Raw genomic sequence first — 24633 nt, 5'->3', positions numbered from 1 at the left:
TGAATCTTAAATTAAGTTAAATGACTCTTTTATTCTACTGTTTTTTGATTATAAATGGTATTGCCTTTGTATTAACTGGTTATGATAAATATTTAGCAAAAGCACAAAAAAGAAGAATTCCAGAGAAAACTCTTTTAAGTTTTGTAGCCTTTGGAGGCACTATTGGAGCTGGAATTGCTATGTTGATTTTTAGACATAAAACGTCAAAATACTCGTTTTTATGGAAGTATTTTGGAATTCTAGTACTGCAAATTGCAATTATATATGCTTTATTCTATACTGGTTTACTAGGTCCTAAGAGTTGGTCTAGTCTTAGATTACAATATAAAATCTAAATAATTTGACTTATTTATTACCTCAAAATTAGCTTCTGGATACGCTTTGGCGAAAGCCGTAGGAACTTTAGCTTTTTTGTTCTCATTCCATTTAAATTCAAAGCCGGCCAATGATTGTCCCTTTTCTTCTAACCAGTCTAACTCTTGCTGGTCATAGGTGCGCCAAAAATAATTTTTAGTTTTCAATTTTTGGTATTCTTGCTTCTTAATACGCTCTACAGCCAAATAGTTTTCCCATAAATCACCAACATCTGTTCTTGATTCTAATCGGTTGAAATTATTTATAATTCCGTTTCTGATACCGTTATCATAAAAATACCAACGACTTGATTTTACAATTTCTTTTCGAAGATTACGACTAAATCCTTCTACTTTAAAAATGATAAACACCTTAGACAATAAGTCTAAATAATTAACAACCGTATTTTTGGATAATTGCAATTGATTCGCTAACTCTTGTATTGAAACTTCCTTCCCAATCTGGAAAGCAATCAACCGCAGTAAATTATATATTTTATCGGCATGTTTTATCCCTTCAAAAACAAGGATATCCTTAAGTAAGTAGGAATTAATTATTTCGAATAAATACTCTTTTTTTTCTTCCCAATCAGGATATTGCATTAACTCGGGATAACTACCAAAGAGCAGTCTTTCTTCTAATTTTTCTATGGTTTGCTTATAATTTTCTTGTATTGAAAACTCTAATTGTGCCAGCGGATAAAGGTATAAGGTATTTTTACGGCCTACTAATGGTTCGCCTAATGTGTTGTTTAAATCGAAAATAGAAGAACCTGTAGCTATAATTTTAATACCTTCAATACTATCAACAATCAACTTTAAAATCAAACCAATTTCAGGAATTGTTTGGGCTTCATCAATAACTAATAAATCTATATTAGCTAATAATCGTTTGTAATTAACCACCGACCGCTCTTTGAGTAAATTAGCGTCATTAATATCCTCTCCATTTAATTGTAAATAGGTCGGTGATGGAATATTTTCTAAATAATTTTTAATCAATTCTGTTTTACCAACACGTCGTGCACCTAGTAAAATCAATACTTTATTAGGTAGTACTTTTTTACTAAAGGAATCAAAAATCGCTCTTTTTAAATGACTTTTCATTTATTTTGAATTATAAACACAATTCAAATATACATAAAAAATAATAATTCAGTCAGTACATTGACTGAATTAATGTAAATTCAGTCAGTACAATAATTAAATTAACGTTAATTCAGTCAATAGAAATAAAAAACGAGCCAAGTTTAAAACTCAGCTCGTCTAAAATAATTGGGCCTTGGCCCGCAATTTTTTTATAAAATCCTTATTAACAAGAAATTTTATTCACTCTATTTTGATGTCTTCCTCCTTCGAATTCAGTAGCTAGAAAAGTTTCTACAATTTCTACTGCTTGCGGAATAGAGGTAAAACGAGCAGGAATACTTACAATATTAGCATCGTTATGTAAACGTGTTAAATATGCAATCTCTTTAGTCCAACATAAACCAGCTCTCACTTTAGGATGTTTATTTACTGTCATTGCAATTCCATTTCCGCTTCCGCAAATAACGATCCCAAAATCTGCTTTTCCTTCAGTAACATCTGTAGCTACAGGATGTCCAAAATCAGGATAATCTACACTATCTTCTGAATCTGTTCCATAATTAGTTACTTCGTGACCCTTTGCTATAAGCATTTCAACAATGGCTTTTTTATAATCTGGTCCAGCGTGATCGTTCCCTATTGAGATTTTCATTTTATATCTGTTAAGTTGTGTGGTGCAAATTTACCAAAAGATTATTGGATATTATAAATGAAGCTTTTGTTTATTTGTTAAAAAAATAAAGTCCTTTAAAAAGTATCTATTTACATGTATTATAACTATCAGATTGCTATCTATTTATGAGTTATCCACAATTTTCATAAATACATAAATCATTGATAATCAATAAATAATTCGAAAATAAAATGTTAATATTTTACATTGTTAATAGTGAAACGCAATTGCTTGATATTCAGTTAACTTTAAATTAACATTAAATGTTAATAACTTCGGATAGAATATTAGAAGTATTTTTTGGTTCTATTAAAAAAATAAGTAATCCAAAACCCACTTTTAAAAACCTAATTTAGTTTACTGAATTTTTAGAAAAGTTATTAATACTTAAAATAGGTTTATCAACAAAAATAAAAAAAATACTTATTTACAAATTGAAATGGTTTTAGTTTATTAACTGTTGTTAATTAAAATATAGTAACTCTTTAAAACTAAAGACTTAGATAAAAATAACTATGTTAATAACTATAAATAACATACTATAACTTAATATCATAGCATTTTAAAATAAATTTATAGTAGCTATTAACATGCTATAATACCCATTAATAAATAATTTAATTTTAATTTTTCTTTTTGTTGTATTATATATGTGTTGACAACTTTCAAAAAAATTAAACGATTTTTAAATTGTTATCGTATCTCATTTCTTGAAGAATAGTTTTTACACTTGAAAAATCGTTAGGATGAATTTTAAGTTGGATTCCTCCCAAAGCGGTTGAGTACATTGGTGCAAAAGAAGACATAATTTCGTTTTGAAAAAAGTATTGCAATCCTTCTTGATCTAATCGATGTTTCAGTATTTCAATTTCATGAATGTAGTCAAAAACGGCGATAGTGATAAATGCTTCCATAATTTGATTCTTTGTATAAAGATACAACTATCTAGTGAAAGTTATATTTTCTTTAAAACTGACCGCTATTTTCTTATAACTGTTAACTATTTTGTAATTTTCGACTTTTAAGAAAAGATTTATGAGTAAAAGATTAAGAAAGCCGGTAAAAAAAGAGAAAGAGTTCTCTGAACAAATTATAAAAATACTATCGCAAAGTGCTAATAAAGCATTCAATTATAAACAAATAGGAGCAAAGTTGGAACTTGATGATACACAAAGTAGAAATCAAATTATTAAAGATTTAAAGATTCTTGCTTCTCAAAACAAAATTATCGAGTCAGAACCTGGAAAATATTTAATTAAAGCCGCTAGTAAAGAATATTACGAAGGTAAAATAGACATGACAGGCCGTAAAACAGCTTATTTTGTCTGTGCTGAATTAGAGGAAGATGTATTTATTCCAACGAATAATTTAAATCATGCTTTAGATAAAGACATTGTCAAAGTATATGTTTATAACCGAAGAAAAGGGAAAAGACCTGAAGGTGAGGTTATTGAAGTTATCGAACGAAATAAAACTGATTTTGTTGGAGTGATTGACATCCAAAAGAATTTCTCTTTTGTTTCAACAGCCAACCCAAAAATGTATACCGATATTTTTATTCCAAAGGATAAAATAGGAGAAGCAGAGCAAGGAGATGTTGTTTTAGTTCATATCGAAGATTGGCCTTCCAGAGCCGATAGTCCTTTTGGAAAAGTAATAAAAGTACTAGGTAAACCTGGAGAGCACGATACGGAAATTCATGCTATTTTAGCCGAATATGGTTTACCATCAGAGTTTCCTATTGAAGTAGAAACGTATGCACAAAAAATTGATACTTCAATTACTGAAACTGAAATTGCTAATCGTCGTGATATGCGTGATACACTAACATTCACCATTGATCCAAAAGATGCAAAAGATTTTGATGATGCTTTATCATTTAAAAAATTAGAAAATGGAAATTACGAAATAGGAATTCATATTGCCGATGTTTCGTATTATCTAGAAGAAGGAACAATACTAGATGATGAAGCCTATCAACGTGCTACATCAGTCTATTTAGTAGATAGGGTAGTACCTATGTTACCTGAAGTATTGTCTAATTTTGCTTGTTCATTGCGTCCACAAGAAGAAAAATATACTTTTTCAGCTGTTTTTGAAATCTCTGAGAAAAGTGAGGTTATCAACCAATGGTTTGGTCGAACAGTAATCTATTCAGATCAACGATTTGCTTATGAAGAAGCGCAATACATCATAGAAACGAAAGACGATACCATTCCGGAAGAAATTTCGATTACAGGTAGTTCATATCAAGTTTCTCCTGAAATTGTCGCAGCAACGCTTAAATTAGATGAATTAGCTAAGATTTTTAGAAGAAAAAGAATGGCTGACGGTGCAATTTCATTTGATAAAGTGGAAGTAAAATTTAATTTAAGTGAAGAAGGCGAACCAGAAGGTGTTTATTTTAAAGTGTCTAAAGATGCCAATCATTTGATTGAAGAGTTCATGCTTTTAGCTAATAAGAAAGTGGCAGAATATATTGGAAAACAAAAGAAAACATTCATCTATAGAATTCATGATGAGCCAAATGAAGATAAACTTTTTGCTATGCAAGCGCTTATTTCTAAGTTTGGTTATAAAATAGATTTTCAGCAAGGTTCTATTTCCCAAGCTTTAAACAAATTAATGGAAGATGTTAATGGTAAAAAAGAGCAAAATTTAATTGATACTTTGGCTATTCGTTCGATGAGTAAAGCCAAGTATTCAACTGATAATATTGGTCATTATGGACTAGCATTTGATTATTATTCTCATTTTACTTCACCAATTCGTCGTTATCCTGACGTTATGGTACACCGTTTGCTACAGTTTTATTTAGATGGAGCCAAATCAGCCGATGAAGAATTGTATGAAACCAAGTGTTTGCATTGTTCTACTATGGAAGGTTTAGCAACTAATGCCGAAAGGGATTCTATCAAGTACATGCAGGTAAAATACATGCAAGATCATCAAGATCAAGAGTTTTTAGGTGTAATTTCAGGAGTGACCGAATGGGGAATTTATGTTGAAATTATAGAAAACAAATGTGAAGGAATGGTGCGTATTCGGGATATAAAAGACGATTATTACACTTTTGATGAAAAACAATATGCATTGGTTGGAGCAACTTCAAATCAATTATTACAATTAGGAGACGAAATCTTCGTTAAGGTTAAAAATGCCGATTTAGTTAAAAAACAATTGGATTTTAATTTTTTAAGAAGAATTGATGAACCTGTAAAATAAACAAATTATGAAAAAAGTATTGATTTTAACTCTTGCATTAGTAGTTCAAACTACTTTTGCTCAAGTCACTAAGAACATTGGTGACTTTAATACTATTAAAGTTTTTGATAAACTGAATGTTAAATTAATTTCGTCCTCAGAAAATAAAGCAATTATTACTGGAGATAGGGAAGATGAAGTTGAGTTTGTAAATAATAATGGAGAACTTAAAATAAGAATGCCATTTCCTAAATTATTATCAGGAAATGATATTTCTATCAAATTGTATTTTAAAAACATTGATGGAATAGCAGCTAGTGAAGGTTCTTATGTTTCAAGTGATGGTGTTTTTAAAGAAACTATCTTGGATTTAAATGTTAGAGAAGGAGCAGAGATCAATTTACAATTAGATGGAACTAAAAAAGTAAATGTAAAAGCCGTTAGTGGTGGGATAATAGAATTATCCGGGACTGCTGTTAATCAAGATGTAGTAATTATGTCTGGAGGTGTTTTAAAAGCGAAAGAATTAGAGACATCACAAACCTCAATAAACGTTTCTGCAGGAGGAAATGCTGAAATTAATGCTAAAGTATTAGTGGATGCAAAAGTAAAGGCTGGAGGAGCTATTTATGTGTATGGAAAACCAGAACAGATAAATAAAGAAACCCTTTTTGGTGGAAAAATTATAGAAAAAAATTAAATTGCAATCTTTTTATTCCAAAACAAATTTCAATTATTAATGGTTAACGATATTTTATCAGGTATTCCTTGGGGAATTTTCTTAAGCTTTATGATAGGTCCCGTTTTTTTTATTTTACTTGAAACAAGTATAATAAAAGGATTTAGAGCGGCTTTAGTTTTTGATTTAGGTGTGGTCTTAGGTGATATTTGTTTTATTGGAATTGCATATTTAGGTAGTTTTAGATTAATTCAAAGTTTAAAAGACAAACCTGCTCTTTTTATATTTGGAGGTATTTTAATGTTAGCTTATGGTGTTATTTCGTTCATTAGTTTACGAAAAGAAAAAAAAATAAATACTGCAGAAATTGACAAAGAAATCATCAAAAAAAATTACTTAAGTCTTTTTATAAAAGGATTCTTTTTAAACATTATTAACATTGGAGTATTAGGATTTTGGTTAGCTATTATTATTTCTGTTGGTCCAAAATTAGATATGGAAAATTCCAGAATGTTAACTTTTTTTAGTACTGTAATCATCACTTATTTATTGGTTGATTGTATTAAAATATTATTAGCTAAACAATTAAAAACGAAAATGACACCTACTAATATTCTTAAAATAAAAAAAGGAATAAGTGTAGTTCTAATGGTTTTTGGACTAGTGTTAATAACTCAAGGCTGGTTTCCAAAAGAAAAAGAAATGGTTAAAAACGCTTTTCAGAAAATAGAAAAACAACATTAAATTTTTATAAAATAGATGTAAACCGCTCTAATTGAGCGGTTTTTTTATGTTTAAAAATGTATTGAATTAAGATTTTACCATTAAGAAATTAAAAAAAGTTACGTTTTATAAATAGCTTTTATTATGTCAATAGTTTTAAAAGTATGTAAATCTCTGTAGCTTCTTTGTGAATCTCTGTGAAACAATTCTTTAAAAATTAGATATAAAAAAAGAGATACATTGCTGTATCTCTTTTGAGGCATCGTGCGGATTCGAACCGCAGTAGGAGCTTTTGCAGAGCCCAGCCTAGCCACTCGGCCACGACGCCATTGTTTAATGGACTGCAAAAGTAACTAAAATCTCCAAAGTTTAAAACTTTTAGTCCAAAAGTTTTGTTTTTAACTTCTATATTCTTCTAATTCTATTGTAACTGATTCTACATCACCACCAATAGGAGGGTTTAGTTTTGATACACCAAGAAGGATTCTTGACACTTCGGGAATTTCATTAAAAACTCTTGTTATTATTCGATGACCTACATGTTCTAATAAATGGGAACGAATCTCCATTTCTTCAACTACAATTCGGTTTAATAGAACATAATCTACCGTATCATGTAGATCATCACTGATACATGATTTTCTTAAATCGGTTTTAATTTCTAAGTCAACGGAGTAATCTGAACCAATTTTTCCTTCTTCTATCAAACAACCGTGATAAGAATAGGTGCGTATATTTTTTAGTTTAATAGTTCCCATTTTAATTTTTTATTTAATGTTAGCAGTTTACCGTTTCTTGTGTTAACTTTAAACGTTAATCCTTAAACTTTTTTTTACCTTTGCTAAAATAAAACAAAATAATGTCAACTGAAGATAAATCACTCCATTTTATAGAACAAATCATAGAGGAAAACCTAACTGATGGATTTCCAAAAGATAAACTCCGTTTCCGTTTTCCGCCAGAACCTAATGGTTATTTACATATTGGTCATGCTAAATCGATTTGTTTGCAATTTGGATTGGGTTTACGTTATAATGCACCTGTAAATTTACGTTTTGATGATACAAATCCTGCCAAAGAAGAGCAGGAGTATGTAGATGCTATTAAAGAAGATTTGCAATGGTTGGGTTTTAATTGGGATGAAGAACATTATGCTTCTGATTATTTCCAACAATTATACGATTGGGCTATTATCATGATCAATAAAGGGATGGCTTATATTGACAGTCAATCATCCGAAGATATGGCTATTCAAAAAGGAACTCCTACGCAACCAGGTGTTGATGGACCTTATAGAAACCGTTCTATCGAGGAGAATTTGACTTTATTTGAAGGAATGAAAAACGGTGATTTTCCAGAAGGAAGTCATGTTTTACGTGCCAAAATTGATATGACTTCTACTAATATGTTAATGCGTGATCCATTAATGTATCGTATTTTACATCGTCATCATCATAGAACTGGAAACGATTGGAAAATCTATCCTATGTATGATTATGCTCATGGCGAAAGTGATTATATAGAACAAATTTCGCACTCTATTTGTACACTAGAATTTGTAATGCATAGAGAATTATACAATTGGTTCTTGGATCAAATTTACGATGATACTAAGGTGAAACCACATCAATATGAATTTGCTCGTTTGAACTTGAATTATACAGTGATGAGCAAACGTAAGTTATTGCAATTGGTTCAAGAAAACATTGTAAATGGTTGGGATGATCCTAGAATGCCTACTATTTCTGGATTAAGAAGAAGAGGATATACCGCTAATTCTATCCGTAAATTTTGTGATACGATTGGTGTTGCTAAACGAGAAAATATCATTGATGTTTCTCTTTTAGAATTTTGCTTACGCGAAGATTTAAATAAAACGGCTCCTAGAGTGATGGCAGTTTTAGATCCTGTTAAAGTTATTATTACTAATTATCCAGAAGGAAAAGAAGAATCATTAGAAGCAGAAAATAATCAAGAAGATGAAACTGCAGGTTTTAGACAAGTTCCTTTTTCTAGAGAATTATATATTGAAAGAGAAGACTTTTTAGAAGTGGCTCCAGCCAAATTTTTCCGTTTAAGTTTAGGTAATGAAGTGCGTCTTAAAAATGCCTATATCATTAAAGGAGAAAGTGTTGTAAAAGATAGTGAAGGAAATATTACTGAAATTCATGTTACTTATGATACGGATTCTTTAAGTGGGAGTGGGAGTGAAGCATCTAAACGTAAAGTAGCGGGAACCTTGCATTGGGTTTCTATTAAACATGCCGTTCCAGCTGAAGTTCGTTTGTATGATCGTTTATTTATAGATGAAGCACCAGACAGTCATAAAGATAAAAACTTTCTTGATTTCATGAACAAAACTTCTCTAGAAACGGTTACGGGATATGTTGAACCTAGTCTAGCAACTGCTGTTAGTGGAGATAAATTCCAATTTCAACGATTGGGTTATTTCAATGTGGATAAAGATTCAACTCCTTCTAAATTAGTATTTAATAAAACAGTTGGTTTAAAAGATGCCTGGGAAGAAAAAGGAAAGAAAGAACTAAATAGTATCAATAATTCTTTAAAAGAAATCAATAAATATTTTAAAGTAGCTACTAAACCGGAACGTTTGGCTATTGAAAATAGTATTGGTGAAACCATAGCAGCGATTGCGAATTATAGTTTATTACAAAATTCTTTCAAAAAGAATATTAACAATAATAAAGCTTCGTTGTTGTTTGCTAATTTTATTTTAAAATATTCCAATTTAAAATCAGCCGATTTTGATAAAGAAGAACTTTCTAAATTATTTTTAATGTCTTTGAGAAGTGAATCTACATTTGTTAGATCAAAAACACTTTTGAATTTAAGAGATCTCGAATATGATTTAGAATATGTAAGTTCTTTTAAAGAGGAGATTTTAAAACTAAAATCAAATCCAACCAAAAGTACTACCGAAAGAGAATCGGAGATTATAGACCAAGTACTTCATCAATTATAATTATCAAAAACACCTTTATTTAAGGTGTTTTTTTATTATTGATATTTTCTATACTTTTTTTAAAAAACATCAGATTTAGTAATTAAAAACAGCTTTAAAAGAACGTTTTTAAAGCATTTTTATATTTTAAGGTTATCTTATTATGATTTATGTTTTTTTATCCTTCTATAATCTTCATAATCGTTTTTAGCACAATAATTCTCACTTTAACGGCTTGTTAACAGCAATGTGTTAATAAAATAGCTAACTTTATAAAAAGTATAAATTTTAAAAATAGAGTTATGTCAAATAGTACAGGAAATACATTATTAGCCATTTTAACTGGTGCTGCTATTGGAGCGGGAATAGGAATTTTATTTGCTCCAGATAAAGGATCAAGAACTAGAGGAAAAATTAAAGACGGATATAAAGATGCGCAAAAGGATTTTAAATATAAATTAGATGATTTTTCTGGTGAAATGAAACACAAATTAAAAAGTGCTAAATTAGATTTAGAAGAAACGTATGTTGATTTACTTTCTGATATGAGTCACAAAACGGAAGATGTTATTTCTTTTCTGGAAATAAAATTGGCCGAATTAAAAGAACAAAATGCCAAGCTTCAAAAATAAACGAATAGAATTTAAAAAAATCAAAATATGGCTTTTGAAGAATTAAAAGAAAATTCAGAGAATATTCAGGAACATGTTACTAAATACTTAGAAAATAGTCTTGAGTATTATAAATTACGTAGTTTCAAGATGGCGATGAAATCGACTACAGCATTTTTAAAATTTTCATTAATTTTATTAGGTATTGCTATGGTTTTATTCTTTTGTTCCTTTGCTCTAGCTTTTGCTATTGGAAATTATTTTGATAGTTATCCTTTGGGTTTTTTAATTGTAGGAGGGATCTATTTTTTCTTTACTATGCTGTTATTTTTAATAAAAGATAAAATGATTGAAGGACCTCTTTTAGAGAAATTTTCAGAAATATTTTTTAACGACTAAATTATGGGAACAAGAAAATATTCGTCATATGCTCAGATTGATAGAGAACTAGAAATTTTAAAAATTGAGAAGGAAATAAACCTTCAAAAAATCCATTTAGAGATACAAGGTGTAAAAGAGAATTTAGAGCCAAAAAACATCATGAAAAATGCTGTAAGTGGTATTGTAAGCTCATTTAGTCCAAGTATTCCAGGACCTTATGGAAAGATTATAGGATTGGCATTTCCATTTATAACAAAATGGATATTTAAAAAAAGAGGCCGTTAAGCCTCTTTTTTGTTGTTGTTATATTTCTTCTTCTGCTTCATCTTCTTCTCTTGAAGGTTCAATTTCTTTTACTTCTTTCTTCGCTTGTTTTCTATTTGTTTTTTTCATCATTTCTCCCACTTGATTGGATGCACTAAATGAAGCTACCATGTTATTTAGCATTTCGCTTCCTGCTTGTGGTGAATTAGGTAATAAAATTAAATTTGAATTGGAGTCTGCGCCAATGGCTTGTAATGTGTCGTAATGTTGCGTAACTACTATAAGGGCCGAGGCTTCTTGTGAGTTTATTCCAACTCTGTTCAATACATCCACACTTTCTACCAGTCCTCTTGCAATCTCTCTTCTTTGATCAGCAATACCTTGTCCTTGTAAACGCTTACTTTCGGCTTCTGCTTTGGCCTTAGCTACAATTCTAATTCTTGATGCTTCTGCTTCAAATTCAGCTACCGTTTTTTCTCTATCAGCAGCATTTATTCTGTTCATGGCGTTTTTAACTTGAATATCTGGATCAATATCAGTAACTAAAGTATTGATGATAGTGTAACCGTAAGTGGTCATAGCTTCATTCAATTCTCTTTTTACTGCAATAGCAATATCATCTTTTCTTTCAAATACATCATCCAGTTTTAGTTTTGGAACTTCGGCACGAACCACATCAAATACATAAGAGGTGATTTGATCATGTGCATATTCAAGTTTATAAAAGGCATCATACACGGTATCTTTTACAACCATAAACTGTACTGAAACTTTAAGTTTTACAAATACGTTGTCTTTTGTTTTGGTTTCGATAATAACATCCAGTTGTTGGATTTTTAGATTTACGCGTCCTGCAACTCTATCAATCAATGGAATTTTTAAATGTAAACCCGATTGTCTTACGCTGTGAAATTTTCCAAATCGTTCTATAATTACTGACGATTGTTGTTTGACAGTAAAGAAGGAGGAGAGTAAGATAAAGAATCCAAAAACAAGAATAATAAGTAATGCAATGTTCATAATTATATAATTTAGTTTAAAAATTACTGTTAAATTACGAAAAATCTTTAGGTTTGTGTTAGTTTACTGTTATTATATGAAAAAGCTAGTTACATCCTTCGTTTTATTTTTTTTTACTTGTATAACATTTGCCCAGTATGGCTATAGGGATTCTAATAGAATTGGAATTACTGTTGGTGTAAATCAATTTACCTTAAACACCAATAACTTTCAAACAAAACCTGATTTGGGTTGGAATACGGGGCTTTCCGTTCGAGGAAATTTCTACGACAATTGGGATATGGTTTATTCAATTCAGTTTTCAGAAAACAATTTTTTAGTTCAAACAAATAATGTTGGATTTGGGCATAAAGATGTAAACTATAAATTACCTTCAGCTCAAATTTCATTGCAATTAAGTTTTGTTTTAGTTGAAAATGTGTTGAGTGTTGAGTTTGGCCCAATTGTACAAATAAACGGAAAATTTAAAATCAAACCCGAAGAAGAGAATAATGTTATTTCAGGAACTACTTTATTAGCTAAAGATATTGTGGATATTTCTAAGTTTAATTTTTATCCAACAGTTGGATTAACTACTGGAGTGAAACATTTCCGATTTAATGTGTCCTATCAATATGGTGTCAATAATATGCTAGGGAATTTAAATTCTAAAAATTTAGGATATGATTTTAAAGGAAACCCAGGAATTCTGAATGGTAATATTCTATTGTATTTATAAAAAAAGTCCCGAGTTTATCGGGACTTTTTTTGTTTTTATAAAGTAGCTATTGCTTTTTGAATTCTCTTAATCGTTTCGTCTTTTCCAATTACTTCTACGATATCAAATAGGTGAGGACCTTTCAGTGCGCCAACTAAGCTCAAACGGAATGGTTGCATTACTTTACCCATTCCTATTTCGTTTTTCGTCATCCAATCTTTAACAATCGTTTCTATGTTCATCGAGGTAAAATCGGTAATTTCTTCAACAACCGAAATCAATTCTTGCATTAATGCAGGAGTATCTTCCTTCCAGTTTTTTCTTGCTTTTTCATCATAGGTTGTAGGAGCCACAAAAAAGAAATCACTCATTTCCCAAAATTCAGATACAAAATGTGCTCTTTCTTTGATTAAAGAAACCACTTTTGTCACGACATTTTCATCTACTGTAAATCCTTTTTCTTTTAAAATAGGAGTGAAGGCTTTCGCCAAAGTAGGATCATCTGCCTTAATTAGATACTGGTGATTGAACCATTTGTTTTTCTCTGGATCAAATTTAGCACCCGCTTTATGTACTCTGTTTAAGTCAAATTTTTCAACTAATTCTTCTAAGGAGAATAACTCTTGTTCCGTTCCATCATTCCAACCTAATAAAGCCAAGAAGTTAACAACAGCTTCAGGAAAGAATCCGTTTTCTCTATAACCAGTTGAAATACCTTCTTCTGTTTTCCATTCTAATGGAAATACTGGAAAACCTAGTTTGTCTCCATCACGCTTTGATAATTTACCATTTCCAACAGGTTTTAAAATCAAGGGCAGGTGAGCAAATTCTGGTGCTTTCCAACCAAAAGCTCTGTATAATAAAACATGTAAAGGCATGGAAGGCAACCATTCTTCTCCACGGATTACATGCGAAGTCTCCATTAAATGATCATCTACAATATTTGCCAAATGGTAGGTTGGCATTCCATCACTTTTAAACAATACTTTATCATCCAGTAAACTAGTTTCAAATTTCACATCACCACGAATGATATCATGAAGTTGTAACGTTTCATCTACTGGTGTTTTAAAACGGATTACATAATGTTCTCCATTTGCAATTCTTTTAGCAGTTTCCTCTGCTGAAATAACTAAAGAAGTATCTAGTTTTTCTCTATTTGTATGATTGTAAATGAATGTTTTCCCTTGTTCTTCTTCTGATTTTCTAAAAGCATCTAACGCTTCTGGAGTATCAAATGCGTAATAAGCCCAACCTGAATTGATTAATTGATCAGCGTATTCTTTATACAAATGTTTTCTTTCGCTTTGACGGTAAGGTCCAAACTTTTCGTTCTTTCCAATTGTTTCATCAGGGGCAATTCCTAACCATTCTAATGCTTCCATTATATATGCTTCGGCACCTGGAACAAAACGATTTTGATCTGTATCTTCAATTCTTAAATAGAAAGTTCCACCATTTTTTTTGGCAAACAAATAATTAAATAAAGCAGTACGTACACCGCCAATATGTAAAGGTCCTGTTGGACTTGGTGCAAAACGCACGCGAATTGGGTTTGACATTTTTGTAAATTTTGATGCAAAGATACAATTTCAATTATTCAAATGGTTTATTTGAAATCGGGTAATTCCATCATTTTCAACTTTGCATCCTTTTAACATTTCTTTATTGACATGTAGCTATTTATTGTTTTTCATTGGTCATATATAATTCACATGTTATGTTTGGTATTTTGAGTACTTTTTTCTGATGTTCATTTCATATAAATTGTTACTTTTATTGGTTATATAAAACAGTTATAGATTTTGGAGAATTCAAATTTTATTTATCAAAAATTAGAAGCTTTCATTAGAAAGTTTTATTTAAATGAATTGATACGAGGAATCGTTTTCTTTATCGGTTTGGGTTTGCTGTATTTTCTATTTACTCTTTTTGTAGAATATTTTCTTTGGCTTAAGCCAATAGGAAGGATGTTTTTGTTTTGGATTTTTCTTGGAGTTGAAGGGTTTCTTTTCTTTCGCTATATTCTGTTCCCAATTTTTAAATTGTTTAAATTTCAAAAAGGGTTAGATTATAAACAAGCGTCCAAAATTATTGGTAGTCATTTTGCAAATGTTAATGATACGTTGACTAATTTTATTCAACTTTCGGATGCTACGTCTATAAATTCTAAATCAGAATTGTTACTCGCATCAATCGAACAAAAGGCAAATGCTTTAGAACCGATTCCTTTTAGTAATGCAATTAATTTTAATTCGAATAAAAAGTATTTGCCATTAGCCATTATTCCTGTTTTGTTATTTAGTGCTTTTTTTGTATCCGGCAATAAAAGTATTATTTCTCAAAGTTTAAATAGAGTAGTGCACTTTAATACTGCATTTTTGGCACCAGCTCCATTTCAATTTATGGTGCTGAATTCCGCTTTACAAACAGAACAGAATAAGGATTTTATTCTTAGAGTAAAAACTATTGGTTCTGTTGTTCCTGAAAATGTTATGATTTTTATAGCTAACGAAAGTTATTTTTTAGAAAAAAACGGCAACGGCGAGTTTCATTTTAAAATAGCAAATCCTAGTACGGCTATTTCTTTTCATTTAGAAGCCAACACAGTTTCGTCTCCGGATTATGAGTTAAAAGTTATAGTTGTTCCATCTATTGTGGATTTTGAAATGCAATTGAATTATCCGTCTTATTTAAATAAGAAATCAGAAGTAATTCAAGGAACAGGTAATGCAATTGTACCCGAAGGAACACGTGTTGTATGGAAAATGAAGACGCTGGCTACTGAAAATGTAGTGTGGTTTAGTGATAAGGTGGAATTTCCCTTTTCAAAAGAGGAAAACAAGTTTGTTTTGTCTAAAAATATACTTCAAAATACAGATTATCAAATTATTACCTCCAATAATAGAGTAAATAATTACGAAAAATTAAATTATCAGTTATCTATAATCAAAGATCAGTTCCCTGCCATACAAGTGCATACTGCACCGGATAGTTTAAACGTGGATCGCAACTATGTTTTAGGTCAAATTTCTGATGATTATGGATTATCAAAGCTTCAGGTTGTTTATTATCCTAAATCGAATCCCATCAATGTAAAACGTGGAACAATTGCAATAAAGTCATCACCATTTGATCAGTTCGTATTTTCTTTTCCTTCTAATCTTCCAGTGGAAAAAGGTGTTTCTTATGAGTATTATTTTGAAGTTTTTGATAACGATGGAGTGCATAATTTCAAAAGTTCAAAATCATCTGTTTTTTCTAATCGTGTGGCTACAGATGAAGAGCAGAAAGATCAATTTTTGCAACAGCAAAATGATAATATCAAGGGTTTAGAAAATTCATTAAAAAATCAAAACAAGCAAATTTCGGATTTAGATAAACTTCAGAAATCGGGAAAGGAAAAAGACAAGTTTGAATTTAAAGAACAACAGGAAGTAAATGATTTTATCAAACGTCAAAAACAACAAGATGATTTGATGAAGCAATTTGCTGATAAAATGAAAGACAATCTTAATAAATTCAAATCAAAAGAAAAGGATGAGTTGAAGGAGGCTTTACAAAAGCGATTAGATAATGCCGATAAAGATTTAGAGAAAAACCAAAAATTATTAGATGAACTTAAAGATCTGAATGATAAAATTAAAAATGAAGAGTTGTTATCTAAGCTAGACAAATTCAAACAAAACAGTAAAAACCAAGTAAAAAATTTACAGCAATTGGTGGAGCTTACTAAGAAGTATTATGTAGATAAAAAGGCAGAACAGATTGCGGATAAGCTAGACAAACTTTCACAGAAGCAAGATCAATTGTCAGATAATGTAAAGGAGAATTCGTTAGATAAACAGAATGAAATTAATAAGGCATTTGACAAAATCCAAGAAGATCTGAAAGATTTAAAGAAAGACAATAAGGAGTTGAAGGCGCCACTTGATTTATTTGATGACGCTGTCAATGAAAAGAATATTGATGATGATTTAAAGAAAGCATCGGATGAACTGCAAAAAGACAATAAAGATAAGGCTAAGCCAAAACAAAAAAATGCGGCTAAGAACATGAAGTCTATGTCTAAGAAAATGGCTCAGAGTTTGGAGTCAAGTGAGATTGAACAATTAGATGAAGATGTAAAAATGTTGCGTCAAATTTTAGATAATTTATTGGCTTTTTCTTTGTCTCAAGAAGACTTAATGACGCAGTTTAAAAGTTTAAAAACAGGTTCTCCAGCTTTTAATAAAAAAATTAAATGGCAACAGGATTTAAAACAGCAGTTCAAGCATGTTGATGATAGTCTGTTTGCAATGTCAGTTCGTAATCCTAAAATTGCCGAAGATGTTACTCGTGAAATAGGAAACATGCAATACAATATAGATAAGTCTTTGGAGAGTTTATCTGACTCTCAAATTCCAAAAGGGTTGTCTCATCAACAATATACTATTTCTGCAGCTAATAAATTAGGTGATTTTTTAAGCGATATATTAAATGGCATGCAAATGTCTTTATCAGGAATGGGTTCAGGTAAACCAAAACCGGGTGAAGGGTCAGGGATGCAATTGCCAGATATAATTAAGAAGCAAGAAGGAATAGGAGAAAAGGTCAAGGAAGGAATGGGAGCTGGAAAGAAACCTGGTGAAGACAAAGAAGGAAAGCCTGGTGAGGGTTCTAAACCAGGAAAAGGAGATTCACAATCTGAGGAAGAAGGAGAAGGAAATGCTAAGGCAATAATGGAGATTTATAAAGAGCAACAACAACTTAGAGAGGCGCTAGAAAATGAGTTGAATAAACAAGGGCACGGCAATCAAGGACAAAGTGTTTTAGAACAAATGAAACAAATTGAGAAGCAGTTGCTGAACAAAGGATTTAAGAATGAAACACTGCAAAAGATTCTTAATCTTAAGCAGGAATTATTGAAATTAAAAACAGCCGTTCAAGAGCAAGGGGAGGAAAATAAACGCCAATCACAAACAAATAAAAAAGACTTTAATAATGAATCTAAACCGTTACCAGACGCATTGTTAGATTATTTAAATACGATAGAGATTTTAAATAGACAATCATTACCTTTGCGCTCCAATTTCAACCAAAAGGTTCAAGAATATTTTAATAAAAAATGATCAATTTTAATTACGAAAACGAGTTTAATTTAGATAATGAAGAGGCAATCGCTAGCTGGCTTTCTGCTGTAATTATTTCTGAAGGTAAAAAAGAAGGGGAGATTAATTATATCTTTTGCGATGATGAGTATTTACATAAAATAAATGTGGAATATTTAGATCATGATACCTTGACTGATATTATAAGCTTTGATTACACAATGGGGAATGAGATTAGTGGAGATGTATTTATATCTGTAGAGCGCGTACAAGACAATGCTGTTGATTTTAATGTCGCTTTCGAAGAAGAATTGAAACGTGTTTTAGTCCACGGTGTATTGCATTATTGTGGCTATAAAGACAAAGGTGAGGATAACGAACGTTTAATGCGTTCTAAAGAAGATGAAAAAATCGCCATGTTCCACGTGGAACAGTAAATTCTAATATAGATATTCTTGGTTTTGTTTCACGTGGAACAATTCTTGTGGATTGTTTTTAGTGCGAATGTAGTTCCACGTGGAACAATGGAAGTTGTGCTTTTAGAAAAATAAAATAGTACTTAGATTTTAATACCATTCTCGACGAAGTCGAGTTAATTTATAAAGAAAATGTTTCAAGAAGAATATGATGTTATTGTAGTTGGTGCAGGGCACGCTGGTTCAGAAGCCGCTGCTGCCGCTGCAAATTTAGGTTCCAAAACTTTATTGGTAACAATGAGTTTGCAGAACATCGCGCAGATGTCTTGTAATCCTGCCATGGGTGGAATTGCCAAGGGGCAGATTGTTCGTGAAATTGATGCGCTTGGTGGTTACTCTGGAATTGTTTCGGATCGTACGGCGATTCAATTCAAGATGTTGAATAAATCAAAAGGGCCTGCAATGTGGTCGCCAAGAGTTCAAAGTGACCGAATGCGTTTTGCTGAAGAGTGGAGGTTGATGTTGGAAGGGACTCCAAATTTGGATTTTTACCAAGAAATGGTTCAAGGACTTATTATCGAAGACGGAAAAATAAAAGGAGTTCGTACTTCGCTTGGAATCGAAATCAAAGCGAAATCAGTTGTGTTGACTAATGGAACTTTTTTGAATGGTTTAATTCATGTTGGCGAAAAACAATTTGGTGGTGGTAGAGCAGGGGAAAGTGCTGCTTATGGAATCACCGAAGATTTGATAAAAGTAGGGTTTGAATCTGGTAGAATGAAAACCGGTACACCTCCTCGTGTGGATGGTCGTTCTCTTGATTTTACTAAAATGAATGAAGAAAAGGGAGATGTGAAACCAGATAAGTTCTCGTATTCGGATATAACTTCTCCGTTGGTTCATCAACGTTCTTGTCATATGACATATACATCTCTGGAAGTACATGATATTTTGAGAGAAGGTTTTGATCGTTCACCGATGTTTAATGGTCGTATAAAAAGTCTAGGGCCTAGATATTGTCCTTCTATTGAAGATAAGATAAATCGTTTTGCCGATAAAGAAAGACATCAGCTATTTATAGAGCCCGAAGGTTGGAAAACCTGTGAGGTTTATGTAAATGGTTTTTCTACTTCTCTTCCTGCCGATATTCAATTCAAAGCCATGCGTTCTGTTGTGGGTTTTGAGAAAGTACAGTTCTTGCGTCCGGGTTATGCAATCGAGTACGATTATTTTCCTCCAACACAATTAAAACATACCTTAGAAACTAAGTTGGTAGAAGGGTTGTATTTTGCGGGACAAATTAATGGAACTACAGGATATGAAGAAGCCGCCTCTCAAGGATTGATGGCTGGAATTAATGCGCATTTAAAAGTGCATGAAAAAGCGCCATTGATTTTAAAGCGTGATGAAGCTTATATTGGAGTATTAATTGATGATCTAATTACTAAAGGTACTGAAGAGCCGTATCGAATGTTTACCTCGCGCGCTGAGTATAGAACGTTGTTGCGTCAAGACAATGCTGATTTTAGGTTGACACCGATGTCGCACGAAATTGGCTTGGCTTCTGAGGCACGTTTACGCAGAATGGAGCACAAATTGAAAGAGTCAGAAAAAATGGTTGCTTTCTTCCGAGAATCTAGTATTACAATGGCAGAAGCAAATCCAATTTTGGAATCAAAAGAAACTGCATTGATTTCGCAAGGAGATAAAATGTTTAAAATTTTCTCGCGTCCTCAAATCGATTTAGAGGATATGATGAAATTTGAAAAAGTAAAAACATATGTTTCCGAGAATGATGTGGATCAAGAAATATTAGAACAAGCCGAAATTCAAGTGAAGTATTCTGGTTACATAGAAAAGGAACGCAACAATGCGGATAAGCTAACTCGTTTAGAAGATGTGAAAATTCCTGAAGATTTTGATTATCATAAAATCAAATCCATGTCTATTGAAGCAAAGCAAAAGTTAACTAAGATACGTCCAGTAACTATTTCTCAAGCGTCAAGAATAAGTGGAGTTTCGCCAAGTGATATTTCGGTCTTGTTGATTTACATGGGGAGATAATATTTTAGAGTGCTATAGTATTATTAGCGATTTCTGAGTTTTAGATTTGCAATCTAAAATCGTTAATCTACAATCTAAATTCATTTTGTTCCACGTGAAACTACTCTCGAAACCCTTGTTATTATTGAATAGTTTTAAAAATAAATAAAACACAACCCTAAAAGTATTTCTGTGCTTTTGGGGTTTGGTTTGAAAAAGTATAAATAGTATATAATTTAATAAATGGACATTTCTAATAAAAAACATTTCCTTACCGTAAAAGACCATTCCGTTTCAAAAGAAATTTTCGAATTATACTATGATGAAAATCTGGATATGTTAGTAACACATCCGCAACCTAGTTTAGACGTTTTAGGTAAGTATTATGAAAGTGAAGATTATATTTCTCATACGGATGGGAAACGTTCTTTATTTGAGAAAGCCTATCATTTTGTAAAAAGCATCGCTTTAAAAAACAAACTAGATTTAATCAATTCACTTCAACCAGCTAAAGGACGCATTTTAGATATTGGTGCAGGTACAGGTGATTTTTTATCGGTGGCCAAACAAAATGGTTGGGAAACAATAGGAGTCGAGCCAAGTGAAAAAGCAAAAGCTATAGCAAGTAAAAAAGGAGTTGCTTTTGTGGAAGAAACAAGAACTCTAGAAAATCAATCTTTTGATGTGATTACGATGTGGCATGTGTTGGAACATGTACCCGATTTAGATTTTCAAATAAAAGAATTGAAACGGTTATTAAAACCCACAGGATCTTTAATTATTGCAGTACCGAATTTTAAATCATTCGATGCAAAACATTATGGCGCGTTTTGGGCAGCATATGATGTACCGATTCATTTTTGGCATTTTTCTAAAAAAGCAATAAAATTACTTTTTGAAAAAGAAAACATACAATTGGAAAAAGTACTTCCTATGAAGTTTGATTCATTTTATGTGAGTCTACTTTCAGAAAAATATAAATCCGGAAAAATGAATTTTATAAAAGCATCTTTTGTTGGTTTATGGTCCAACTGGAAAGCAAAAGGTAGTTTTGAATATTCATCCCATATTTATGTGCTAAAAAACAACTAAAATCGATTTTAATATAGTTTTAAGACTCGATTGTTGTTTCAGACGTATGTTTTGTTGGCTATTTTTAGATTTAAGCTTATTTTAACGCTATTAAAGCCGTTTTTTATAATTACAAATTATACTTTTGTTTTTTTTAATAGTAAAATCTAATAGTATAAATAAACTCGTAAAATCTAAACTTTTTTAGGTTACTATCTATTTTTTTATATTTTTGTCGTACACACATTAAATTACAAATAAACCAAAATGAAAAAAGTATTATTAATTATTGCAATTTCTATTTCAGTTGTTGCTTGTAACAAAACTGCAGAAGTTAAAGAAGTAAAAACAGCTTATGTAGATACTTCAGTATTAATGAAAGAATATACAGAAGCAAAAGATCTTGAAGCTAAATATAAAGCACAGTCTGCTGAAAAAGGAAGACAGCTAGAAGCAGAGATTAATCGTTTCAAACAAGAAGCTGCCAATTTTCAATCTCAAGCGCAAGCGAATGGGCAAGAATGGGCACAAAAAAAAGGTGCTGAATTGCAAAAAAGAGAACAACAATTAGGGTATGCACAACAAGCTTTATCGCAACAATTGCAACAAGATAGTAGTGTTGAAATGGATACTTTAGTAAGTGGTGTTAAAAAATTCATCAAAGCATATGGTAAAGAAAAAGGGTACAGCTACATTTATGGTACTGGTGATGCTGCTTCTATTTTGTATGCTGAAGAGAAATATGACATTACAAAAGATATTGTTAAAGCATTAAATGACAAATACAAATCAGCTGCCAAAGCAGATGAAAAAGTAGAAGTTAAAGCTGATGCTAAAACAGAAACTAAAAAATAATTTTATTTTTAATTCGATTGAAGCCTTCATTCTTTTATTAGAATGAAGGTTTTTTTTATAATTATTTTTTTACTTAGGATTATTTCGAAAGAAAATAAGTCTAAAAGGTCTAATAAAATAATAAAAAAAATAGAGGTTTTTATTAAGATTAACTGCCATAAAATCATTGGATTGTGGTGTTAATACTGTCAGTAAATTTTTTATAAGGAATAAACTTTTATGTTTTGTTTTTTTATAATATTTCATAGTTTCAGTACTATAATTATAATAAAATTTTAATATTTCTAAAAAAGGCAATTCAAAAGTTATATTTTTTTTATACGAGCTCGATAGTATTTTGGTCGTTAGTGTTTTATTTGAGTTATTTTTTACATTTTCAATTTTGAATTCTATTCCCATTAGATCACGAATCAATAATTGTATAATTTGTAAATCGTAATTTGTATTCATCTCCTTTAATGTTTCTTTTTCAAAGGAATTAGACAAAGCTGAATTTTCAATCATTTCCATCTTAATTAAACCTTGAGAAACATCAACAACTGTTTTTAGGTAACCCATTCCATCCTGAAGCATATGATGCAAAGAGATGGCTCTAAAATGCTCTATGGGATTTAAAATACTTACTTGTTCTTTGAACAAAGAATCCTTTCCTAAACTACTTGTTTTAAAATCATTTTGATATTTTGAAACATAAATATTTTTACTAATAATATTAAAATGTAATTCTACATGATATTGCCTACTATTTCCAGTGTATTTATCAAAATTAAAATCTTTATGCCTTTTTATAAATTGTTTATGACCTAAACTGTAGTAATAGTTTTTTTGGTGGGATTGAAAGCCATCATTTTCTAAGGTATGGATTGCTTTTGTAATGTCATTAGAATCTATAACAAGATCTATATCACTTGATTCTCTCATGCTTATAGTACCAAAAAACTGCTTAGAAAAAGCAGTGCCTTTATACGGAATAACATTGATATTATTTTGCTGAAGTAATAGAATCAGTCGTTCTGTTTCTCTGGCTTGGTCAAAACTTTGCAAAGAAATCTTGTTTAATTCATTACTAATTCTTTTTTGAATTTCTTCGGGTAATGTAGCCTTTAAAATAATTTTATAAACTAAGGGTCTAATTCGATGTTTACGGCAGGTTTTAAAAAAAACTATCCAGTCAATATTATTGTTGCAAATAAAGGCATTCAAATCGGTTGCCATGGCTGTTTTAAAGTAAACTCTACAACATATAATGGCTAATGCCATAGCATTTCCATATTGGTTTTTTATGTCTGAAATAATGATCATTGCTATAAATTAATTTTAAGAAAGTTTCCAGTCAATCAATAGGTGGATTCGGTCAGTTTCTCCCGTATTTTCAACAGAGTGGTATTTATCGTCATTATTTATTTCCCATATTTCTCCTTTTTTCATATTGATAATCTCATTATCCACTTCAAACAAGCATTTTGGATTAGTTATTATGGGAATGTGAATTCTATGGTATTTTTTAAAATTTTCCGCTTTATCAATATGCCTTTTTATTTTTTTTCCTGCTGGGAGATTGATTAAGATAGCAGATTGAAACTCTCCTTTTCCTAATTTTTCAGATAAAATTATTTTTATTTTTCCAAGTTCAGGAATAAAACGTCCAAAATCTTTATGAATTTTTATAGTCTGTAGCTTTTCATCAAAAAGCAAAGGGACAGTCAGTGTTTCTGCGTGGACTTTGTGAGTTAGTTGTCTGAATTTATATTGATTCCAGTCTAATCCTTCCAGTTTTTTTACTAAATCGTCAATTTCAATTGTACCAAAATGTTTAAAATTAAATGTCATAACCTAAATCTTTAAAATCGTCTATAAATAATTGTTGAACCTGTTTTTTTTGTTCTTCAGTATAATAAGTATTAAAATCTTCTCTTGTAGAGGAGTTGACTTTGATTTTTGGTAAATCTTCTAATTTAAAGTTAATTAATTCAGATAAAGGGGTGATGTCTTGTGTCAAATCTTCTAATTTAAAATAATGAATTGTAGCATTTATATCATTCCATTGGGTTTGATTAAAATAAAATCGTAAACCGCCCCAATTTCCTCTTGCAAATGACTTTTCTTTATGACTAATACTTCCATAAAATTTTTCATAAAATCCATCAATTTCATTAGGTAACAAATGGATATGTTGATTTAATTTTTCAATCAAATCATCTATACTTATTTTTGTTTTTAAAATATCCATTTGATGAAACCAAGCTGAAATAAAACGATCATATGGATTTCTTACTATTTGAATAATTTTATAATTAGATAGTTTTTCTAAAGGTACATTATAAACATAACAGATTTCTGATAGCGTAAGGTGATATACTGGATACTCTACTTTTCGTAAAGTGGGTCGAAAACGAAATCCCGATTCCATTAAAAGTTTTCTTAAGGAGTTGGAGGCTGTTTTTGGAGGTAAAAGCAGAATTATTTTTTCTTTTTCTATAACCATAGTTTAATTTTTTAAGA

General features: G+C 30.7%; 23 protein-coding genes and 1 tRNA gene. 14 read left to right on the top strand and 10 right to left on the bottom strand.

Features of this window, described 5'->3' with window-relative positions:
• Positions 1–20: 20 nt before the first annotated feature.
• Positions 21–335 (top strand): DUF1294 domain-containing protein, encoded by a 315-nt coding sequence (locus AB3G39_RS02435; protein ID WP_369752854.1) that lies wholly within the window; start codon positions 21–23, stop codon positions 333–335.
• On the opposite strand, the gene AB3G39_RS02430 is transcribed toward AB3G39_RS02435, so the two are convergent.
• The 3 genes from AB3G39_RS02430 to AB3G39_RS02420 all read right to left on the bottom strand — a co-directional run bounded on the left by AB3G39_RS02430 (position 318) and on the right by AB3G39_RS02420 (position 3029).
• Positions 318–1460: an ATP-binding protein gene (locus tag AB3G39_RS02430; protein WP_369752855.1), complete on the bottom strand. Its 1143-nt coding sequence runs from the start codon at positions 1458–1460 to the stop codon at positions 318–320. The genes AB3G39_RS02435 and AB3G39_RS02430 overlap by 18 nt on opposite strands.
• A 205-nt stretch (positions 1461–1665) precedes the next feature.
• Positions 1666–2094, bottom strand: a complete 429-nt coding sequence (rpiB, locus tag AB3G39_RS02425; RefSeq protein ID WP_367756190.1) for a ribose 5-phosphate isomerase B — start codon at positions 2092–2094, stop codon at positions 1666–1668.
• A 695-nt stretch (positions 2095–2789) separates the two neighbouring features.
• Positions 2790–3029 carry a DUF2007 domain-containing protein gene (locus tag AB3G39_RS02420; RefSeq protein ID WP_369765924.1) on the bottom strand — a complete coding sequence of 80 codons (240 nt, stop codon included), beginning with the start codon at positions 3027–3029 and terminating at the stop codon, positions 2790–2792.
• A 121-nt stretch (positions 3030–3150) separates the two neighbouring features.
• Between AB3G39_RS02420 and rnr the strand changes: the two genes are divergently transcribed.
• The 3 genes from rnr to AB3G39_RS02405 are packed head-to-tail and all read left to right on the top strand — an operon-like array spanning position 3151 to position 6742.
• Positions 3151–5340, top strand: a complete 2190-nt coding sequence (rnr, locus tag AB3G39_RS02415; protein WP_369765923.1) for a ribonuclease R — start codon at positions 3151–3153, stop codon at positions 5338–5340.
• 7 nt (positions 5341–5347) lie between these two features.
• Positions 5348–6019 (top strand): head GIN domain-containing protein, encoded by a 672-nt coding sequence (locus AB3G39_RS02410; protein WP_369765922.1) that lies wholly within the window; start codon positions 5348–5350, stop codon positions 6017–6019.
• Between the two features lie 39 nt (positions 6020–6058).
• Positions 6059–6742, top strand: a complete 684-nt coding sequence (locus AB3G39_RS02405) for a LysE family translocator (RefSeq protein ID WP_369765921.1) — start codon at positions 6059–6061, stop codon at positions 6740–6742.
• 236 nt (positions 6743–6978) lie between these two features.
• Here the strand turns inward: AB3G39_RS02405 and AB3G39_RS02400 are convergent.
• Together AB3G39_RS02400 and folB are read right to left on the bottom strand one after the other, a co-directional pair.
• A tRNA-Cys gene (locus tag AB3G39_RS02400) sits at positions 6979–7049 on the bottom strand.
• Positions 7050–7119: 70 nt separating this feature from the next.
• Positions 7120–7479 carry a dihydroneopterin aldolase gene (gene folB, locus AB3G39_RS02395; protein WP_367772741.1) on the bottom strand — a complete coding sequence of 120 codons (360 nt, stop codon included), beginning with the start codon at positions 7477–7479 and terminating at the stop codon, positions 7120–7122.
• A gap of 101 nt (positions 7480–7580) precedes the next feature.
• On the opposite strand from folB, the gene AB3G39_RS02390 reads away from it, so the two are divergent.
• The 4 genes from AB3G39_RS02390 (at position 7581) to AB3G39_RS02375 (ending at position 10960) form a co-directional block, all read left to right on the top strand.
• Positions 7581–9704 (top strand): glutamine--tRNA ligase/YqeY domain fusion protein, encoded by a 2124-nt coding sequence (locus AB3G39_RS02390; protein WP_369765920.1) that lies wholly within the window; start codon positions 7581–7583, stop codon positions 9702–9704.
• A 281-nt stretch (positions 9705–9985) separates the two neighbouring features.
• Positions 9986–10315: a YtxH domain-containing protein gene (locus AB3G39_RS02385; RefSeq protein ID WP_369765919.1), complete on the top strand. Its 330-nt coding sequence runs from the start codon at positions 9986–9988 to the stop codon at positions 10313–10315.
• A gap of 27 nt (positions 10316–10342) precedes the next feature.
• Positions 10343–10693 carry a competence protein gene (locus tag AB3G39_RS02380; protein WP_367772747.1) on the top strand — a complete coding sequence of 117 codons (351 nt, stop codon included), beginning with the start codon at positions 10343–10345 and terminating at the stop codon, positions 10691–10693.
• 3 nt (positions 10694–10696) lie between these two features.
• Positions 10697–10960: a DUF6327 family protein gene (locus AB3G39_RS02375; protein WP_367772749.1), complete on the top strand. Its 264-nt coding sequence runs from the start codon at positions 10697–10699 to the stop codon at positions 10958–10960.
• 18 nt (positions 10961–10978) lie between these two features.
• Here the strand turns inward: AB3G39_RS02375 and AB3G39_RS02370 are convergent, their stop codons facing one another.
• The gene (locus AB3G39_RS02370; protein ID WP_367772751.1) at positions 10979–11959 is read right to left on the bottom strand and encodes an SPFH domain-containing protein; all 981 of its coding nucleotides are present in this window, start codon (positions 11957–11959) and stop codon (positions 10979–10981) included.
• A gap of 76 nt (positions 11960–12035) precedes the next feature.
• Between AB3G39_RS02370 and AB3G39_RS02365 the strand changes: the two genes are divergently transcribed.
• On the top strand, positions 12036–12677 hold the full coding sequence (locus tag AB3G39_RS02365) for a PorT family protein (RefSeq protein ID WP_367772753.1): 642 nt from the start codon (positions 12036–12038) through the stop codon (positions 12675–12677).
• 35 nt (positions 12678–12712) lie between these two features.
• Here AB3G39_RS02365 and gltX read toward each other — a convergent pair whose 3' ends face one another.
• Positions 12713–14218 (bottom strand): glutamate--tRNA ligase, encoded by a 1506-nt coding sequence (gene gltX / locus AB3G39_RS02360; protein ID WP_369765918.1) that lies wholly within the window; start codon positions 14216–14218, stop codon positions 12713–12715.
• Between the two features lie 243 nt (positions 14219–14461).
• On the opposite strand from gltX, the gene AB3G39_RS02355 reads away from it, so the two are divergent.
• The 5 genes from AB3G39_RS02355 to AB3G39_RS02335 all read left to right on the top strand — a co-directional run bounded on the left by AB3G39_RS02355 (position 14462) and on the right by AB3G39_RS02335 (position 22131).
• Entirely contained in the window at positions 14462–17767 is a 3306-nt protein-coding gene (locus tag AB3G39_RS02355; RefSeq protein ID WP_369765917.1) for a hypothetical protein, read from the top strand.
• A complete protein-coding gene (gene ybeY / locus AB3G39_RS02350; RefSeq protein ID WP_369765916.1) occupies positions 17764–18183 on the top strand; it encodes an rRNA maturation RNase YbeY in 420 nt (139 codons plus the stop codon). Before AB3G39_RS02355 ends, ybeY begins: the two co-directional genes overlap by 4 nt.
• Before the next feature lie 171 nt (positions 18184–18354).
• Positions 18355–20226, top strand: coding sequence for a tRNA uridine-5-carboxymethylaminomethyl(34) synthesis enzyme MnmG (mnmG, locus tag AB3G39_RS02345; RefSeq protein ID WP_369765915.1), 1872 nt, complete (start codon positions 18355–18357; stop codon positions 20224–20226).
• Between the two features lie 222 nt (positions 20227–20448).
• Positions 20449–21297, top strand: coding sequence for a class I SAM-dependent methyltransferase (locus tag AB3G39_RS02340; RefSeq protein WP_369752869.1), 849 nt, complete (start codon positions 20449–20451; stop codon positions 21295–21297).
• Positions 21298–21543: 246 nt separating this feature from the next.
• Positions 21544–22131 (top strand): OmpH family outer membrane protein, encoded by a 588-nt coding sequence (locus AB3G39_RS02335; protein WP_367772765.1) that lies wholly within the window; start codon positions 21544–21546, stop codon positions 22129–22131.
• A gap of 69 nt (positions 22132–22200) precedes the next feature.
• On the opposite strand, the gene AB3G39_RS02330 is transcribed toward AB3G39_RS02335, so the two are convergent.
• The 3 genes from AB3G39_RS02330 to AB3G39_RS02320 are packed head-to-tail and all read right to left on the bottom strand — an operon-like array spanning position 22201 to position 24616.
• Positions 22201–23433 carry a nucleotidyltransferase family protein gene (locus tag AB3G39_RS02330; protein WP_369765914.1) on the bottom strand — a complete coding sequence of 411 codons (1233 nt, stop codon included), beginning with the start codon at positions 23431–23433 and terminating at the stop codon, positions 22201–22203.
• 15 nt (positions 23434–23448) lie between these two features.
• Positions 23449–23961: an aspartyl/asparaginyl beta-hydroxylase domain-containing protein gene (locus AB3G39_RS02325; RefSeq protein WP_369765913.1), complete on the bottom strand. Its 513-nt coding sequence runs from the start codon at positions 23959–23961 to the stop codon at positions 23449–23451.
• Positions 23951–24616, bottom strand: coding sequence for a sulfotransferase family 2 domain-containing protein (locus AB3G39_RS02320; protein ID WP_369765912.1), 666 nt, complete (start codon positions 24614–24616; stop codon positions 23951–23953). The genes AB3G39_RS02325 and AB3G39_RS02320 overlap by 11 nt, the downstream gene beginning before the upstream one ends.
• Positions 24617–24633: the final 17 nt, after the last annotated feature.

It is taken from the genome of Flavobacterium sp. WC2416 (assembly GCF_041200095.1).
GTDB lineage: Bacteria > Bacteroidota > Bacteroidia > Flavobacteriales > Flavobacteriaceae > Flavobacterium.
This window is presented reverse-complemented; position numbering and strand designations above follow the sequence as displayed.

Excerpts from the sequence above, each read along its gene's own strand:
- AB3G39_RS02435 (WP_369752854.1), top strand. The coding sequence starts at position 21 with ATGACTCTTTTATTCTACTGTTTTTTGATTATAAATGGTATTGCCTTT.
- AB3G39_RS02430 (WP_369752855.1), bottom strand. The coding sequence starts at position 1,460 with ATGAAAAGTCATTTAAAAAGAGCGATTTTTGATTCCTTTAGTAAAAAA.
- rpiB (WP_367756190.1), bottom strand. The coding sequence starts at position 2,094 with ATGAAAATCTCAATAGGGAACGATCACGCTGGACCAGATTATAAAAAA.
- AB3G39_RS02420 (WP_369765924.1), bottom strand. The coding sequence starts at position 3,029 with ATGGAAGCATTTATCACTATCGCCGTTTTTGACTACATTCATGAAATT.
- rnr (WP_369765923.1), top strand. The coding sequence starts at position 3,151 with ATGAGTAAAAGATTAAGAAAGCCGGTAAAAAAAGAGAAAGAGTTCTCT.
- AB3G39_RS02410 (WP_369765922.1), top strand. The coding sequence starts at position 5,348 with ATGAAAAAAGTATTGATTTTAACTCTTGCATTAGTAGTTCAAACTACT.
- AB3G39_RS02405 (WP_369765921.1), top strand. The coding sequence starts at position 6,059 with ATGGTTAACGATATTTTATCAGGTATTCCTTGGGGAATTTTCTTAAGC.
- folB (WP_367772741.1), bottom strand. The coding sequence starts at position 7,479 with ATGGGAACTATTAAACTAAAAAATATACGCACCTATTCTTATCACGGT.
- AB3G39_RS02390 (WP_369765920.1), top strand. The coding sequence starts at position 7,581 with ATGTCAACTGAAGATAAATCACTCCATTTTATAGAACAAATCATAGAG.
- AB3G39_RS02385 (WP_369765919.1), top strand. The coding sequence starts at position 9,986 with ATGTCAAATAGTACAGGAAATACATTATTAGCCATTTTAACTGGTGCT.
- AB3G39_RS02380 (WP_367772747.1), top strand. The coding sequence starts at position 10,343 with ATGGCTTTTGAAGAATTAAAAGAAAATTCAGAGAATATTCAGGAACAT.
- AB3G39_RS02375 (WP_367772749.1), top strand. The coding sequence starts at position 10,697 with ATGGGAACAAGAAAATATTCGTCATATGCTCAGATTGATAGAGAACTA.
- AB3G39_RS02370 (WP_367772751.1), bottom strand. The coding sequence starts at position 11,959 with ATGAACATTGCATTACTTATTATTCTTGTTTTTGGATTCTTTATCTTA.
- AB3G39_RS02365 (WP_367772753.1), top strand. The coding sequence starts at position 12,036 with ATGAAAAAGCTAGTTACATCCTTCGTTTTATTTTTTTTTACTTGTATA.
- gltX (WP_369765918.1), bottom strand. The coding sequence starts at position 14,218 with ATGTCAAACCCAATTCGCGTGCGTTTTGCACCAAGTCCAACAGGACCT.
- ybeY (WP_369765916.1), top strand. The coding sequence starts at position 17,764 with ATGATCAATTTTAATTACGAAAACGAGTTTAATTTAGATAATGAAGAG.
- mnmG (WP_369765915.1), top strand. The coding sequence starts at position 18,355 with ATGTTTCAAGAAGAATATGATGTTATTGTAGTTGGTGCAGGGCACGCT.
- AB3G39_RS02340 (WP_369752869.1), top strand. The coding sequence starts at position 20,449 with ATGGACATTTCTAATAAAAAACATTTCCTTACCGTAAAAGACCATTCC.
- AB3G39_RS02335 (WP_367772765.1), top strand. The coding sequence starts at position 21,544 with ATGAAAAAAGTATTATTAATTATTGCAATTTCTATTTCAGTTGTTGCT.
- AB3G39_RS02330 (WP_369765914.1), bottom strand. The coding sequence starts at position 23,433 with ATGATCATTATTTCAGACATAAAAAACCAATATGGAAATGCTATGGCA.
- AB3G39_RS02325 (WP_369765913.1), bottom strand. The coding sequence starts at position 23,961 with ATGACATTTAATTTTAAACATTTTGGTACAATTGAAATTGACGATTTA.
- AB3G39_RS02320 (WP_369765912.1), bottom strand. The coding sequence starts at position 24,616 with ATGGTTATAGAAAAAGAAAAAATAATTCTGCTTTTACCTCCAAAAACA.